General features: G+C 48.7%; 18 protein-coding genes and 2 riboswitches. Of the genes, 14 read left to right on the top strand and 4 right to left on the bottom strand.

The window, feature by feature from the left end; all coding sequences use genetic code 11:
• The first annotated feature begins 131 nt into the window (after positions 1 to 131).
• From KI215_RS16370 to KI215_RS12825, 3 genes are read left to right on the top strand one after another with little or no spacing between them, the layout of a single operon-like run.
• Complete coding sequence (locus KI215_RS16370; protein WP_212773111.1) at positions 132 to 233, top strand: helix-turn-helix domain-containing protein; 102 nt, start codon at positions 132 to 134, stop codon at positions 231 to 233.
• 39 nt (positions 234 to 272) lie between these two features.
• Positions 273 to 752 (top strand): hypothetical protein, encoded by a 480-nt coding sequence (locus tag KI215_RS12830; RefSeq protein ID WP_212773110.1) that lies wholly within the window; start codon positions 273 to 275, stop codon positions 750 to 752.
• Positions 753 to 803: 51 nt separating this feature from the next.
• On the top strand, positions 804 to 1859 hold the full coding sequence (locus tag KI215_RS12825) for a DUF1963 domain-containing protein (RefSeq protein ID WP_212773109.1): 1056 nt from the start codon (positions 804 to 806) through the stop codon (positions 1857 to 1859).
• 626 nt (positions 1860 to 2485) lie between these two features.
• Here the strand turns inward: KI215_RS12825 and KI215_RS12820 are convergent.
• Entirely contained in the window at positions 2486 to 2809 is a 324-nt protein-coding gene (locus KI215_RS12820; protein ID WP_212773108.1) for a hypothetical protein, read from the bottom strand.
• A 125-nt stretch (positions 2810 to 2934) separates the two neighbouring features.
• Between KI215_RS12820 and KI215_RS16135 the strand changes: the two genes are divergently transcribed.
• Positions 2935 to 3063, top strand: coding sequence for a hypothetical protein (locus KI215_RS16135; protein WP_275956706.1), 129 nt, complete (start codon positions 2935 to 2937; stop codon positions 3061 to 3063).
• Between the two features lie 122 nt (positions 3064 to 3185).
• Here KI215_RS16135 and KI215_RS12815 read toward each other — a convergent pair whose 3' ends face one another.
• The 3 genes from KI215_RS12815 to KI215_RS12805 form a co-directional block, all read right to left on the bottom strand.
• The gene (locus tag KI215_RS12815) at positions 3186 to 3716 is read right to left on the bottom strand and encodes a GNAT family N-acetyltransferase (protein WP_212773107.1); all 531 of its coding nucleotides are present in this window, start codon (positions 3714 to 3716) and stop codon (positions 3186 to 3188) included.
• A gap of 64 nt (positions 3717 to 3780) precedes the next feature.
• The gene (locus KI215_RS12810; protein ID WP_212773106.1) at positions 3781 to 4233 is read right to left on the bottom strand and encodes a hypothetical protein; all 453 of its coding nucleotides are present in this window, start codon (positions 4231 to 4233) and stop codon (positions 3781 to 3783) included.
• A 365-nt stretch (positions 4234 to 4598) separates the two neighbouring features.
• Positions 4599 to 5120: a hypothetical protein gene (locus KI215_RS12805; RefSeq protein ID WP_212773105.1), complete on the bottom strand. Its 522-nt coding sequence runs from the start codon at positions 5118 to 5120 to the stop codon at positions 4599 to 4601.
• Positions 5121 to 5289: 169 nt separating this feature from the next.
• On the opposite strand from KI215_RS12805, the gene KI215_RS16365 reads away from it, so the two are divergent.
• The 10 genes from KI215_RS16365 to rlmD all read left to right on the top strand — a co-directional run bounded on the left by KI215_RS16365 (position 5290) and on the right by rlmD (position 15636).
• Positions 5290 to 5478 (top strand): hypothetical protein, encoded by a 189-nt coding sequence (locus KI215_RS16365; RefSeq protein WP_420830196.1) that lies wholly within the window; start codon positions 5290 to 5292, stop codon positions 5476 to 5478.
• Positions 5479 to 5731: 253 nt separating this feature from the next.
• Positions 5732 to 6871: an HAD family hydrolase gene (locus KI215_RS12795; protein WP_246512310.1), complete on the top strand. Its 1140-nt coding sequence runs from the start codon at positions 5732 to 5734 to the stop codon at positions 6869 to 6871.
• Between the two features lie 298 nt (positions 6872 to 7169).
• A complete protein-coding gene (locus KI215_RS12790; protein WP_212773102.1) occupies positions 7170 to 7787 on the top strand; it encodes a superoxide dismutase in 618 nt (205 codons plus the stop codon).
• A 135-nt stretch (positions 7788 to 7922) separates the two neighbouring features.
• Positions 7923 to 8072: riboswitch (cyclic di-AMP (ydaO/yuaA leader) on the top strand.
• A gap of 2 nt (positions 8073 to 8074) precedes the next feature.
• Positions 8075 to 8803: a spore cortex-lytic enzyme gene (sleB, locus tag KI215_RS12785; protein ID WP_212773101.1), complete on the top strand. Its 729-nt coding sequence runs from the start codon at positions 8075 to 8077 to the stop codon at positions 8801 to 8803.
• 175 nt (positions 8804 to 8978) lie between these two features.
• On the top strand, positions 8979 to 9614 hold the full coding sequence (locus tag KI215_RS12780) for an FMN-dependent NADH-azoreductase (RefSeq protein WP_212773100.1): 636 nt from the start codon (positions 8979 to 8981) through the stop codon (positions 9612 to 9614).
• A gap of 141 nt (positions 9615 to 9755) precedes the next feature.
• Complete coding sequence (locus tag KI215_RS12775; protein WP_212773099.1) at positions 9756 to 10043, top strand: alpha/beta-type small acid-soluble spore protein; 288 nt, start codon at positions 9756 to 9758, stop codon at positions 10041 to 10043.
• Positions 10044 to 10184: 141 nt separating this feature from the next.
• Positions 10185 to 11306: an MGDG synthase family glycosyltransferase gene (locus KI215_RS12770; RefSeq protein WP_212773098.1), complete on the top strand. Its 1122-nt coding sequence runs from the start codon at positions 10185 to 10187 to the stop codon at positions 11304 to 11306.
• Between the two features lie 67 nt (positions 11307 to 11373).
• Positions 11374 to 12393: a fumarylacetoacetate hydrolase family protein gene (locus tag KI215_RS12765; protein ID WP_212773097.1), complete on the top strand. Its 1020-nt coding sequence runs from the start codon at positions 11374 to 11376 to the stop codon at positions 12391 to 12393.
• A gap of 160 nt (positions 12394 to 12553) precedes the next feature.
• Positions 12554 to 12683: riboswitch (SAM riboswitch) on the top strand.
• Between the two features lie 77 nt (positions 12684 to 12760).
• Positions 12761 to 14074 (top strand): homoserine dehydrogenase, encoded by a 1314-nt coding sequence (locus KI215_RS12760; protein ID WP_212773096.1) that lies wholly within the window; start codon positions 12761 to 12763, stop codon positions 14072 to 14074.
• 170 nt (positions 14075 to 14244) lie between these two features.
• Positions 14245 to 15636: a 23S rRNA (uracil(1939)-C(5))-methyltransferase RlmD gene (gene rlmD / locus KI215_RS12755; RefSeq protein WP_212773095.1), complete on the top strand. Its 1392-nt coding sequence runs from the start codon at positions 14245 to 14247 to the stop codon at positions 15634 to 15636.
• Positions 15637 to 15681 lie beyond the last annotated feature (45 nt).

Here is a 15681-nt window from a genome sequence, read left to right as displayed (position 1 = left end):
CGATTCCAAAGAGAGGTTTCCAAGAAAAAACCCGTCTAGGGCTTGTCCGGGCAAAAACTTTCGTCAACAAAAAACACAAAAAGGATGCAGATCCCAGCTCTCAGGCATGATAAAGGGGAGGAATTCCGTAGATGAAGGACTCCGATCTTTCCATCCAGGAAATTTGTGAAACGCTTCAGGTGTCCAAGGCAACACTTTATCGGTATCTAGGAAAGAGAAAGCCGTCCAAATAAATAAAGGCCCGGAAGAGCCTAGTAAAAGGGGAATGGACATTGGAAAAACGTCTGATCGGTCATGTCCCTGTAGATTGTGCGATGCTGGTTATTTGTGATCCCATCAATTATGGTGTCGAACCTCCTAACAGAGGCGACGTTCAAGGTGTTGAGTTCTGGGGTAAAGGTGAAGAGATCGTCAGAGAAGAACTTCAAAGGCGAGGATACAGAGTCACAGTGAAAAACGGAACCTATCGGATCGAAACGACCGATAAAGCGGAAGCGGATCGGTTGAAAGAAATCATCAAACAGATTGCTCAGGAAAAGGAAACTTTCATCATGACAGACATCCGGGAAGACAGCGCTTATTGGCGGATTTGTGATGCCGCTTACAACGAAAATTTGGGTGGTCCCGTGGATGGATTGGACGGCGTTTTGGCAATTTCGACCATGGGCGACGGGTATTTCCCGGTTTACGGGTATTATGATGAATATGGCTTGGTCAAAATCGAAATTGAGATCATGGCCCCGGATGAATAGTGAGACAGACGTTTGTGTTCCACCTAAAAAAGTGAGAAAAAGGAGAAGAATATGGAGCAAGGGGTTTCCTTAGAACAAATCAAACTACTTATATCATTCAACATGACTCAAGATGAGAAAAAAAAGCTGTGTCAATATATCATGCAATTACCTCAATCAGAGTTGATCAGCCTAGCTAGACAGGTAATGGAGTTAGAAGATGAATCCCATATACAGGAAATTCTAGCACTGCTAGTAAAAATCAGACCTTCTTCACTGAGTGAACTTCAAAAAGAATGGATTGATAAAGAGCAATTCTATCCTGGAACTTTATACCGAAAAGCAAATGCAGAGGTTCGTACTCTTCTTCTTCAACGAATGGAGGAGGCTTCTTCCCTTGATTCTTTGACAGTTAATCATTTATTACTATCACTTGCTTGGGTAGGTGATGAAGAAGTTCAGCGGCAGTTTTCTCTATGGAGGCAGAACCCACCATCTTGGGCTGATAAGCTATGTATCCCTCCCGAAGAGTATTCATATGAAGCAAATTGGAAATTAGATGAGAATGGAAAGAGACAAGATTTAGTCTATGAAGAACATATCTATACTGCTGCATTAGCAGCACAAAAAAATATTTGGTTAGAGGAAAGGTGTCAATGCTGTGGTTGGAAACTAGCAGTTCTATTTGATTTGGACCTTTCTAATCCTAAGTTGCATTTTCTAGGTATGCAAGGAAAATATCTTCGAATAGCTACTTGTATTCAATGTACATGTTATTCCACTATTTACACAGAAGTAGATGGGGATGGGAATGTAAGGTGGAGTTTTTATAACGAGAAACCAGAATATTGTTATCACCAACCTGATGGTAACTACGAAGATTTTGGGGTGACCTGTTTTGATGTAGGACCTAAGCAAGAAGCATGGGAAGAACTTTATTTTGAAGAGAAATCTAAGATTGGTGGATATCCAGTATGGATTAATGATGCTTATTTCCCTAATTGTCCACGTTGCCAAGAAAAGATGCCTTTTATCGCACAGCATTATGAAGAGGGCCAAGAAGGACTTATTTACGTTTATTTATGTAGCTCCTGTGAGGTTGTAGCAACCCACTATGATCAAACATAGATAGGATAATAAAATGCCTCTTGAAGAGGCTGAGGCTATTGACAAACCCAGCGGAAAAACTGCTGGGTTTTGTATAGGGATTGGAAGAAAATAGAGAAAATCGGACAAAGATCACAAACTATTCTCTTCCGTTTTCTTTTACATGGCTGCATGATCATTAAGCTTTTTACAGTAAGATCTCATCACTATGGTATAGATTAAAGACAGGAGTCCAAAAATCACAGTACCTAGAAACCCAAATACGATCCAACCGTGAATCCAATGTTCACCGCTAACATCGACCATGTTGCCGCCCTGCCACACTACCAAACAAAAGAGAAACATTCCGTAAAACGGGATTCCGCCTTGAAGTGCGACATTAAATCTTTTGGTCGTATCCGGACTAAGCGGGACGACGACCCGATGAAAATAATACCGGAGATAACGAATACCCAAAAAAATAATTAACCCAAGTAACAATAACCACACCAGTAAACTTGTTACAAATCCTGCTTTGTGATCAAATCCAGATATTAGAGACAAAAAAATTCGAGCGAAAAGGAGAACTCCGCAAACCAGCGAAAAAAGGAAGTGTGGAATAAACAGTTTAAAAAACCGAATCAATTTAGTTCATCCCCCTGTCAGGTTCAATGATGATGTTCGTGGCCGGTATGAGTTTTTGTGTCAGGAACGGATGAGTTTATTGTTTGAGAAAAATATTTGGTATTCACCACGAGACCATATTTCGTTGCCAATTCATTTATATACTCTTCTTTCATCGATTTCGAGACATCCATAATATAATCGGTTTTCACTTGATCTTTGACCGCTTCATACGGTTTTTTCGTCCATTTTCTTTCTTTCAGCCAGACAATCACATCGTGATCTCCGGCATGGAACTGAACAAAATCATTCACCCCTGTGTATTTCAATGCTTCTTTCATATCTTCATTCAAATCTTTTTCTTTCACCCATGTTTCCTTGAGCGATTCAGGTTTGATACCATATTCTCTTGCCGCTTTGACAAAATCTCCTCCATACTGTCGGTACGTTTCAATGAATGCAGGTTCTTCATCGAAATCGGGATATTTCCGTATTGACGTTGATTGATGAAAAAGACTATCAAGCAGGGGTGGAGAGATTGGAAACGGAATTCAACAGCGATCCCGAAGCTGGCATCGTACAGGATTTTGCAGAACTGCACTTGATTGCTGTGAAAAAATAGACTACCCGATTCAAAAGTCTCATATGGCCCCCGGAGCCTAGGGCCGAGCCCTCTGGCTCTCCGTAGAGACCATTACCGTTGGTGTCATCTTCTGATTTCGACAAAAAATGCGTTGTGTTTCACTACAGGTTATCTTTTAACTTTCGAATATCAGACCATCCGTAGGCGACTTCTATAAGTTCCTTTCCAGCAATCGTAATTGTGCTCTCACGGATATAGATACCTCCAAGAGCCTCATAAAAGTAACGGGAATCATTTTCTGCCAAGACCCACACAAGCATCGAGCGAAATTGTGTCGCAAGGTGATCAACCACTGCTTTAAAAAGTAGTTTACCAATGCCTTGTCTTTGAAACTCCTTTAGCAGATATATAGCGTACAATTCACCGTCGTAACCGGGTTCGCCAGAACGTTCACGTCCTCCACCTGCGAATCCAACAATTGTCCCGGACTCATTTTCCGCAACATACAATTTGTGTTGATTGTCGGCTTGTTGTAGTCGCTTAATCCATCTTTTCTCACTGTCGGAATAAGACATGTTGATTAGATATTCATTTGGAACAATGGAGTTGTAAGTAGTACGCCAACTATCGACATGAACTTTTGCAATAGCAGAACAGTCATTGAGCGTCCCCTCACGGATTCTAATTGCCATAAACACACCTCCATCTCGAATAACTCCGTCCAGAGTTCACGCAAAATAGGGGAAATAACCTATTTTACTTAGAGAGATTTGTTTTTTTTGAAATGAAATCAAGCCATAGTAGATCCACCAACCAAAATAAAAATGCAGGTACAATTGCAGATAGTGAAATAAATAACGAAAAGACACTATTAAACATGAGAGGGAGATCAGAAGGCTTAGTTACAGCTACAGCTAAAGTAGGCAAAATAACTCCACCAATTAGATGAATGACCAGAGAGAGAAGTAGTTTGCTGGACTTTCTATTTTTCGAGTATTTTTGACTGATTAATTCTGCTACGACCGAGATAATTGGAGCATAAATAAAGAGAATGGGTACACCAAAAATCAATATATAAGCGATGCTCTCCATCATTTCAATACCAACAACTACTGAATTAAATAAAAAATAAATTAAACAGAACACAAACAGTAATGATGCCACGATTAGCTTTCTAACTAATAATTTCCTCAAAGACCATAAATCCATCTTTCTCCCTCCAAAAGATTGATTGAAATCAATTTCAACAAAAAATTCTTATAACCCTTGTAAATCAGGGTTTGTAGTGAGTGGCCCAAAAAAAAGAAGGAATCGTTGCCTAACCCTTTTGGGCGCTTATCTTTCTTAGTCATTACACAATACCCCTAACGAAACCAAAATTAGGAATAAATATTCCCCTTGATTGGGGGTTAATCATAGTATTGAGTAACTAGCTTCCCACACTTCACCTCCACAATATCGTGGAGGTTTTTATGGTTAACCATGAGAGCACTCAAACTTCGATCCCTTCAAGCATAGGGGTCTAATTCTCTTTCCCCCAGACATTTTTCATGCATCATGCTCGTTTTTCAGTATTAAAACTGAACATAAGTGAGGCACTTCAACCGGTTCATTTGGAAATGCTTCTTCCAACAACGATCGCATTTCCCTGTCAAATACATTCCTGATCTCATTCGAAAACCGGCTGTACCATGAAATGTCCGGATCCGCCCACACCAATACTCGTGGGAAAACGGAACAACATACTCCCATTGCCAACCGGCGGTCCATTCAAAACCGGCCGCTTCCCATTCGTCAAACCAATTTCTAGGAAAACCTAGCAAACGTGAGGTCGCCTCCGCTTTGGAACCTGCTGGTTTGACGGCTCCATTCCTGTATTTTTGTGCGATTTCCAGCGTTTTCAAGTACAGGGGATGCGGTTTTTTAGGGTGAAATCCCGAATCCATCACAATCAAACAGCCGCTTTCTTTGAGAAGTCGCTTCGCTTCGGCAATGGCTTTGACACGATCAAACCAGTGCCATGCCCGCAGTACAGTAAATTGCTGGCGGTACCCCAACAAGGTAACCGCACCAAGGAATGAAATCATTTTCCCCATATAGGTTTTGACTTTCTGTAGAAAAGAAAACTGATCGTAGACAAGATCAGAGTAAAGATAGAGAACCCAACCGCAACGGCAACTCCATCCTCATCCACCATACCAGGATATTGGTAAAGGCTTGCAAGGTAACTGGTGGCTAGATTGACACTCCACGTCCGGTGCCCCGCTGGCCGCAATGTCCGGTACGCCGCTGTTCCTCACTCCATCCGACAGGTTGCACTCCTATGTGGAAGCTCACCTGTGTGAAGTGAGGTCGCAGATCGGTCCGTTGAATACTGTTTACCTATTTGGCGGAACGGGTTCCATTTCAACAGCAATTGAGAAAAGGATGAAATGGTATTTGGGGTATGAATGAGATGAAGCCACCGTGGATGGATATGGATTTCCATACCAGATGAAGCGAGAAGCCCACGGGATCAAAGGGAGTACCTGTGGTGCTTCAGCCGTATAGGCAAGTCACCAACCTTCCGTTTCGGTTCATCATGAACCGATGCGGAAGGTTTTCTTTGTTAACTGAATTCATACAATGAACAGTTGGGCTTTGATGCGATCCTCTGGTAAAGTAAAAGGAAGTAAGTAAAAAAGAGGAGGAAGAGTCGTTGTACCGGATGATCTTGTTTGACGTGGATGGGGTATTTTTAAGCGAGGACCGATGCTTTGACGCTTCCGCACTCTCCGTGTGGGAGCTGCTGTACAATCCCCGTTATTTGGGATTGCGGGGAGATGTGTTTACCACACAACCATCCGAGGAAAAAATCCGTCAACTGCGCCAGTTGGTGTTTGACAGCGACCGGGTGCTGGATTGGATCAAAACGCGGGGGATCAACTCCAACTGGGATATGGTACAGATGACGTTTTCCCTGCAGTGGCTCCGCTTGCTGAAACAAATTCAAGCCGAGCGGCCGGAGTGGGTGGCGGAAGCGATGAGCGGCCCCGTCACAGCCGATGTGTTGCGCCAGTTGGGCGGACGGTTGCGTGAAGCGGGCATCATGTATGAGCCGCAGTTTGACGCGTTCATCCCGGCATTGGCCGAATCCAATGTCACCAAACAGGAATTGATCGCGTATTTCAATACGTTGGCGAAAGCGTGGTTGGGTATGGAAACCGAGGCGTTCTCGCCCAAAAGCGCGTTGTGGGAGCTGGGGCGTCATGTGTTCCAGGAATGGTATCTGGGTGACGACCGATACCGGCAGGTGGAAGACAAGGCACCGGCCACACCGGGCAAAAACGGATTTTTGCACCAGGAGATTCCGCTGGCCGATCCCCGGAAGATTAGACAAGTGCTGGACGGGTTACGGAGAGAGGGTATCGTGTTGGGATTGGGAACCGGCCGTCCGCTGATTGAGACGGAAGTGCCGCTTACCGCCCTCGGATTGTATGATGCGTTTGACCCGGAACGGATCGTCACCGCAGATGATGTGATTCAGGCTGAACAGGCGCACCCGGAACATGCCCCGCTCGGTAAACCGCAACCGTACACATATTTAAAAGGATATTTCGGTCGGAGCAAAGCGGATGCAGAGGTGCTCACCGTCGATTTGCCTTTGTCCAAAGGCGAAGAAGTGTTGATCGTGGGGGATTCGATTGCCGATTTGTTGGCAGCCCGAAAAATGGGTTGCAAGTTTGCAGCCACGTTGACGGGATTGACCGGAGAGGCCGCGCGAGCCAAGTTTGAGGAGTTGGGCGCCGATTATATTGTGCGCGATGTGACAGAATTGTCTCGCGTTATCAGCGGAACCGGACGGTAAACCGACGTTTGCAACAAAGTGATAGCCTGTCCGATCACCCTTCAGGTGGCCATTTTTTCCCAAGTGAAGAATCGGAAAAGCGCAGGACTCTATCGCGGGCATTATCCTGTTGAGTGAAGCGTACTATGCCCGCTTCCTGCGATTCCGGTTCAGGATTCTCAACAAAAGTCCACTTTTCATACATTTAAGTTGACTATAATTCCACGTTTTTTGCATAATAGAATCGGGAAGGATAAAAACTGCCCGTCCTTTTTCGAAGAAGAAAAAGGACCAAATCCTACATATTGGAGGGTGAATCATGGCCAAGCACGAACTGCCTGCATTGCCGTATGCCCATGACGCGTTGGAGCCGTACATCGATGCGCAAACGATGGAAATTCACCATGGCCGGCATCACGCCACATATGTCAACAACTTGAATGCGGCGTTGGAAGGTCACACCGCCTTGGCGGAAAAATCCATTGAAGACTTGTTGCGCAACATTGACCAAGTACCGGAAAGCATTCGTACCGCTGTGCGCAACAACGGAGGCGGTCATGCGAACCACAGCCTGTTCTGGCAAATCATGAGTCCGAATGGTGGCGGTGAACCGAGCGGGGAGCTGGCTAACGCGATCAACCAAGCTTTCGGCAGCTTCGACCGATTCAAAGAAGAATTCACCAAAGCGGCAACCACCCGTTTCGGTAGCGGTTGGGCTTGGCTGGTCGTGAAAAAAGACGGTTCCTTGGCCGTGACGAGCACACCGAACCAAGACAGCCCGCTGATGGATGGCGACACGCCGATTTTGGGCTTGGACGTGTGGGAGCACGCCTACTATCTCAAATATCAAAACAAGCGTCCGGAATACATCAAAGCGTTCTGGAACGTGGTAAACTGGGACGAAGTCGCCAAACGGTACCAAGCGGCGCGCGGATAAAAAGGACGGAAAAAAGCACGGTGGGGAAGATTCCACCGTGCTTTTTTGTTGTGTAATTTCCAAGGAAATACATACCTTACATTCTAATCATTTTCGCTTGAAAGGTTTCCATATCCAACTTATAATGGTCAACGTGTATCAGACAGGCCGAATCTCCGTGTCGGTGTTCGGCGCGGGGTACGGGGGATGCAATCATTGTTGGGGTGAAGCCGCCATTTCGGCGGCCGGGATTAACTCCTTTCCCGAACCCGTCAGCTAACCTCGGAGGCTTTGAAAGGAGGCATAACATGTCTATTTGGAAAAAGTGGGCGTGGTTGCTCACTGGAGCAGTAGTTGCGGTGATCGTTGCAGCGGTTCCGTTTGGAAGCGGAAAGGCGGAAGCCGCTGCACCGACGATGATACAATACGGCAGCAATAACGGAGATGTCTGGGATTTGCAATATCGCTTGCAACAGCTGGGGCTGTACCGTGGCAAGCTGGACGGTATTTACGGTTTGAAAACGGAAAAAGCGGTTATCCAGTATCAGATTCATCATAAATTGCGAATTGATGGCATTACCGGCCCCCAAACGTGGGGATCGTTGAAGCGGCATACAGTGTCCAAACAGACGGTATCCAAAAAAGCACACAAGCAGCCTCTTCATTCTGTAAATTCCCGTTTTTCTAAAAAAGACATTTCGTTGATTGCACGAGCTGTATACAGTGAAGCACGAGGTGAACCTTACAAAGGGCAAGTGGCTGTAGCCGCTGTAATTTTGAACCGGATTGATTCACCGGAGTTTCCGAAAACAGTAAGCGGTGTGATTTTCCAAGACGGTGCGTTTACGGCGGTACAGGACGGGCAGTTCTGGTTGAGCCCCAACAGTACAGCCTATCGCGCTACGATGGATGCGATCCGAGGATGGGACCCGACAAACGGTGCACTGTACTATTTCAACCCGGACACCGCAACTTCTGATTGGATCTGGTCTCGCCCGCAAATCAAAAAAATCGGAAAGCATATTTTCACGAAGTGACGAGGAAAAGCCCGTTCCCATGGGGGACGGGCTTTTCTTATTGAGTAAAAACCGGCGTGTCCGGAAATATTTTGAGAGGAGATGTTTATTTATTTTTAGCTTGACAAAAGTAAGTATATAAATGCATAATATCAACGTAACTAAAGTTAGTTTAATGAAAGGAAGGAAGGCTCACATGGCGACGGTTTTGTACATCACTGCCAATCCCAAACCGGAAGATCAGTCGTTCAGCCTGCAGGTGGGACAGGCATTTTTGAATACCTACCGGGAGGCCCATCCCGAAGATAAAATCGTCGAGTTGGATGTGTACAAACTGGACATCCCCTTCTTGGACGAAGATGTTTTCAGTGGTTGGGGCAAATTGCAACAGGGAACCGCGTTTGAGGAATTGTCTGCAGAAGAGCAGAAAAAAGTGGGACGGATCAATGAGATCGTCGATCAATTTGCAGAAGCGGACAAATACATCTTCGTCACCCCGATGTGGAACTTCAGTATTCCTCCACGGATGAAAGCGTATATTGACTCCATCTGTATCGCAGGCAAAACATTTAAGTACACCGAAAACGGTGCAGTCGGTCTGCTGAAAGGTAAAAAAGCTGTCCACATCCAAGCGCGTGGTGGCATCTACTCCGAAGGCCCGACAAAGGACTTCGAGTTCGGTGACCGTTATATCCGCGCCGTCATGTCGTTCCTGGGTGTGGAATCGGTGGAATCCGTCATCGCCGAAGGCATGTCGCAATTCCCGGACAAAGCGGAAGAAATCAAGCAAAAAGCCATCCAACAAGCACGCGATTTGGCCAAACGCTTCTAAGTACAATGGAACAGGGAAATTTGCACACCCCCCTCTCAACCCCCAATTTGGACGACCGCCCAAACGGGCGGTTTTTTCCTTTTATTGTCCACCACATCATTTGTTCCCCCTGATGGGACACTATTTACAGGGGGTGGAAACATGGCTCGAAAACGGAGAAGGCGATTGTTGGTGCCCGAGTCGCGACCGGCCCTGGAGCGGTTGAAAGCCCAAGTGATGAGCAGAGAATTGGATGTAGGACCGCTGTCGCCCGACCAGGTCAAAATGGAAGTGGCCAAACAAGTCGGTGTGCCCCTCAAACCCGGTGACAATGGGGATTTGAAAACGTCGGATGCCGGCAAAATCGGCGGCACCATCGGAGGCCTCATGGTACGGGAAATGGTCAAACTGGCGCAGGAGCAGCTGGCGCGCCAACGATCCCAGCCCTGAGCGACGGCCCAAATGGGCCGTCCAATCTGTTTCATGATTGTTAAAGATCGATCAATTTTTCACGAGATATTGATGAGACACGAGACGGATCGGACCGTTTTTGTCATAATGATAGAGGAGTGGGATTGAGGAGGGCGCCAAATGGAACGTGTGTTGCTACTGTCGATGGGATTTGGTGCCGGGCACAACTCAGCGGCACAAGCATTGTTGCATGTGATGGAAGAGCGAAATGCGCGAGTGATGTACGTCGATTTGTTGGACTGGATACCGACGAAGGCACATCCTCTCCTCCAAACCGGGTATCACCGTATGTTGAACCGGTTCCCGGCAGTGTATCACTATCTGTATGATTGGACACATCAGTCCCGTTGGTTTCGTTATGTTTCCGGTGAAGCGATCAAGCGGGCGGGGTGGATGATCCGGCGCCAACTGGTACGGCGACTGTCCCAATTCCGTCCGACAAAAGTGGTGGCGACTCATCCGTTCGCATTGATGTGGTTGTCTTCCCACTGGCGTCGCATCCCTTCATTCTGCGTGGTGACCGATTATGAACTTCACCCCATTTGGCTGTCGAGTACACCTGATGTGTTGTGTACGGCCAGCGGGATCTCGGTTCCTCCACAGGCGCAACGGCGTTTGTGGCAATCTGCCACCAGGATTATCGAGACAGGTATTCCCGTGAGACGGGAATTTCTCCAAAACGCGCCGAAACAAGAGGCACGACGTTTGTTGGGATTGAGCCCGGATTGTCCGGTAGTGTTGGTGATGGGCGGCGGGGAAGGGATGGGACCGGTTCGCGAAACCGTGCGGGAATTGGAGAACGCAGGCCCCATTTGCCAAGTCGTGGTGCTGACCGGAAAAAATGAGGCCCTGATGTATGAGCTGACCCGTCATTCTCTGCCACCCCACATTCGTGTTGAGGGGTTCCGACCCGATGTTCCCTTGTTCATGGATGCGGCAGACTTGTTGATCACCAAGCCGGGCGGACTCACCATAACGGAAGCGATGGTCAAACGTTTACCCATGTTACTGTTAAACGCATTGCCGGGGCAGGAAGAGGCCAACCGACGATACCTGCTGCGCCATCGAGTGGCGGAAACAGTTCAGTTCGGTCGTTTGTCGCAACAGATGAAGCGTTGGTTGGAGTCACCGGCCCGTCGGGAACATGCTGCCCAAGTCATGTCGAAACTGGCATCCGGAAATGCAGCAGATCGGATCGCTGATGAAGTTTTGCAACCAACACGTCACCGGGCGTTGCGATGATCTTCCCGCAAAATGGATTGCAAGCATCCGTTTTTGATGCATATGCTGGGAGGAGAGGAGTGGTTGGATGCGTTTGGTGACGTATGTGATCAAAGAAGACGTCTTGAACATCCGGTCAGAAGTGCATGGGGATGCCCGGATCGGTTGGGTGCAGGATGGGTACGTTTGGGATATCGGTTTTGCTCAGGAATGGGCCATATTGGAAAAAGGCATTCCGTTCCCCCGTGCGCTTCCGACAGATATGGTCGCGTTCCTGGAAACAGGGGCGAATGGGCTTGTATGGTTGCGTCAAGTGATCGATGCTTGCCGGGGTACACAGCCTGATCAAGTGAAAGTGGAGGGGGAACCGGTGGCATTGTCGCTTGCGGAAGTCCGCTTGCTCCCGCCAGTGCCCAGACCGCCCAGTTTTCGCGATTTCTACGCATTTGAACAACATGTCAAAACGGCGCGGGCGCGACGCGGCCTCGACATGATCCCTGAATGGTATCATTTTCCTGTTTTTTATTTTTCCAATCATCAGACCATATTGGCGCATGAGCAACCTGTTTCCCGCCCGAGCGGCACACAATGTTTGGATTATGAGTTGGAAGTGGCGTGCATCATCGGAAAAAAGGGACGCAACATCCCACGGGAGTCAGCGAGGGAGTATATCGCGGGATTGTGCATTCTCAACGATTGGAGCGCAAGGGATGTTCAGCTTGAGGAAATGAAAGTCGGTTTGGGACCGGCCAAAGGGAAAGATTTTGCCACTTCGTTGGGACCGTGGTTAGTCACCCTTGATGAGCTGGAAGACCGAAGAAACGGTGATCATTGGGATTTGGCGATGACTGCCCGGGTCAACGGGGTTGAATTGTCCCACGGCAATCTCCGGGATTTGCATTTTTCCTTTTCAGAGATGATCGAGCGGGCTTCCCAGGATGTTTTTTTGTATCCTGGAGATGTAATCGGGTCCGGCACAGTCGGAACCGGGTGTATTTTGGAACTGGGTACGGAGGTTCATCGCTGGTTGGAGCCGGGTGATGTGATAGAGCTGGAAGTTGAGCGTTTGGGCGTGCTTCGCAACCGCATCGTGGAGCGGTGTGATTGATGTCCGGTTTCCCGTGGAACCGGACATTTTTCTACTGGTAACGGACAAATTTCGCCTGTATGACGACGTATGTCCGATATTGTTCAAAAAAAAAGGGTTTGACAAACGTATTTTTTTTGTTAGATAATAGTGACTAATTAAATAGGAATCAACCACTGACTCGTTATCGAGAGAGGCGGAGGGACTGGCCCGATGAAGCCCGGCAACCATGTTCGGCCCCTGCGTTGTAGGCAGGGTACGGGCATAAGGTGCCAATTCCTGCAGTACCTTCGGGTGCTGAGAGATAAGGAGCAGGGTGGCGTGGATACATGTCCCCTCTTCTTATCTTTGGAAGAGGGTTTTGAATTTTTAAAGGGGGGAGCAGGCGATGAAGCGTGTCAATGTTGCGTTGTTGGGACTGGGAACGGTGGGAACGGGAACATACAAAATGCTCCAGTCCAATCAGGACGTGATTGCACGCAAAACGGGCACGCTGTTTGAAGTGCGCCGCATTCTGGTGCGGGATCTAACCAAGAAACGAAAGGTGGAAGGCGTGAAACATCTCCTGACCACCCGTTTCGAGGATGTATTGGACGCGGGGGTACAAGTGGTGATTGAAGCGATGGGCGGAATCGAACCCACGCGCACCTATGTGATGAAAGCGATTGAAGCGGGATGTCACGTTGTGACCGCCAATAAGGAGCTGATCGCCAAACACGGAGTAGAGCTGGAGCAGTTGGCGCGAGGAAAGGGCGTTCAATTGTTGTATGAAGCCAGTGTGGGCGGTGGCATCCCCGTTTTGGGTACCTTGCAGCATTTGCTGAAAGCCAACCGCATTCATAAGGTTTCCGGTATTGTCAACGGTACCTGTAATTATATTTTGACGCAAATGTCCGAATATGGGCGTTCGTTTGACTCTGTTCTTGCGGAGGCGCAGGAAAAAGGATACGCTGAAGCCGATCCGACCGCAGATGTGGAAGGCTTCGATTCGGCTCACAAACTGGCGATTCTCTGTCGGTTGGCTTTCGGGGTGGATGTGGCGGTGGATGACATTCCGCGGAAAGGGATCACGGACATCACGGTCGCCGAATTGGAGATCGCCCGTCGATTGGGATATTCGATCAAATTGCTCGCCCAAGCGGAACAATACGGTGAAGAAGGACCGGTAGCATTGCAAGTAGCGCCCACCCTGGTGCCGCTTTCCCATCCGCTTTCCGGCGTTCGCGGTGTATACAACGCCATCCATGTGGAAGGGGATGTCGTGCAGGATGTGACGTTGGTGGGTCAGGGTGCGGGCGAACAACCCACCGGCAGTGCGGTGGTGGAAGACTTGTGTAATGTGTATCGTCTGCCTGCTTTGCGCGCCGCCTCCCTGCGTCGTCCGATGATTTTGCCGGCGGGTGAAGAAAGCGGTATTCAGTTCCTCCTGATCGAGACGGAGGAAGTGTTGGCTGCCGACGTGGCGGACAAGTGGAAAGCGGATCTCCTCGATACAGGCATTCAAGTGCTGGATGCGCTCATCTATCCGGATCATGGCCGTAGCCATGCCGCTTTCCTCGTTCGCAACTGGGAGCCGCGGCTGGTTTCGGTACTGCCGGTAGAATGGGAAGTGTCTATCAAACGGATCATCACACGCCCGGTGTTGGCGGCTTCTGTTGCGCAAGAAGAAAAAGAAGTGGTGAGTGCGGGTTCCGTCAGCTGATGTGAGGGGATAATGCTTCGCATCAGGGCACGATTTCGGAAGCGGGTTTGTGAAATATGATATCAACTTACTGACCGCCTTCCTGCGTTTTCGGGAAGGCGGTTTTTGGTGTCCGGGAAATTCGGGTACAATGAGAGGGATATCGTTTGAACTCGGGTAGGAAGGTATGAATGATGAAAAAGACAGAAACGATGATTCGCTTGAAAAAGGGGGAAACCATCCAGCTCCCCATCCGTCGTTTGGGCATCAACGGAGAGGGAGTCGGATTTTATCAAAAACAAGTGGTGTTCGTCGACGGGGCCATCCCGGGCGAAGTAGTGGTGGCCCGTGTGGAACAAGTGGAACGACGGTTTGCCAAAGCCCGTCTGCTTCGGATTCGGAAACGATCTCCTCACCGGATTCAACCGCCGTGTCCGGTTTATGCCGATTGCGGTGGTTGCCAACTGCAGCATATTGATTATCCGATGCAGTTGAAGTTGAAAAAGGAATTGGTGGAAGAAACGTTTGCCCGCTACACTTCCTTGCGGGAATTGCCGATCGAAGAGACGGTGGGGATGGACGAACCGTGGCGATATCGCAACAAGGCCCAACTGCCGGTGCAGTTACGGGGGAAAAAGGTGGTGATGGGCATGTATTCTGCCCGTTCCCACCGGTTGGTGGATATGAGGGAGTGCGGGGTACAGCATCCCGAGACCAACCGCATCCTGGAAACAGCGCGCAAAACGGTCGAAGAGCTTGGCATCCCCATCTATGATGAAAATAAACATACGGGTGTGTTGCGCCATTTGGTGGCCCGCTTTGGATTTCAGACGGAAGAAGCCCAATTGGTGCTGGTGTGCCGGACCGACGAATTACCGCGAGAGCGAGAGCTGGTGGAACGTCTGGTTCGTCGCTTGCCTCAGGTGAAAAGCATCGTGCTCAACGTCAACCCGAAGCGCACCTCTCTTGTGTTTGGTGAGAAAACCCGCGTCTTGTGGGGCAAGGAAACAGTGGATGAGCAACTGAATAAAAAAGTGTACGCGTTGTCGGCGACGGCATTTTTCCAGCTCAACCCGATCCAGACCGTGAAACTGTACGACTTGGTGAAGGAAGCCGCCGAGCTGACGGGGAGAGAAACTGTCATCGACGCCTATTGCGGGGTAGGGACCATCGGCTTGTGGTTGGCGGATCGTGCCGCCCGCATCATCGGGATGGACACGATTTCGTCGGCTGTCGAGGATGCACGGCGCAATGCGAAGCGGAACGGGATCGACCATGCCGAGTATCATGTCGGCAGGGCGGAAGACTTGTTGCCCCGTTGGGTGAAAGCGGGGTTACGGCCAGATGTAGTCGTGGTCGACCCACCGCGGACCGGTCTGGGTCAGCCATTGATCGACATGCTGAAGGAAGTGCGCGTGCCGCGGTTGGTGTATGTGTCCTGTAATCCGTCCACTCTGGCCAAAGATTGCGCACAATTGCTGCAAGGGGGATACGAACTGAAACTGTTGGTCCCGGTCGATATGTTTCCCCAGACCGCTCACGTGGAAACGGTTTGTACCCTGTCTGGCACCAAAGAAAAGTGATTTGTAGTGGAACATTCATCATCGGATATGGTGAAAGTGATCGCA

Origin of the sequence: Polycladomyces abyssicola, assembly GCF_018326425.1 — a bacterium.
GTDB classification, from domain to species: Bacteria; Bacillota; Bacilli; order Thermoactinomycetales; family JIR-001; genus Polycladomyces; species Polycladomyces abyssicola.
This window is presented reverse-complemented; position numbering and strand designations above follow the sequence as displayed.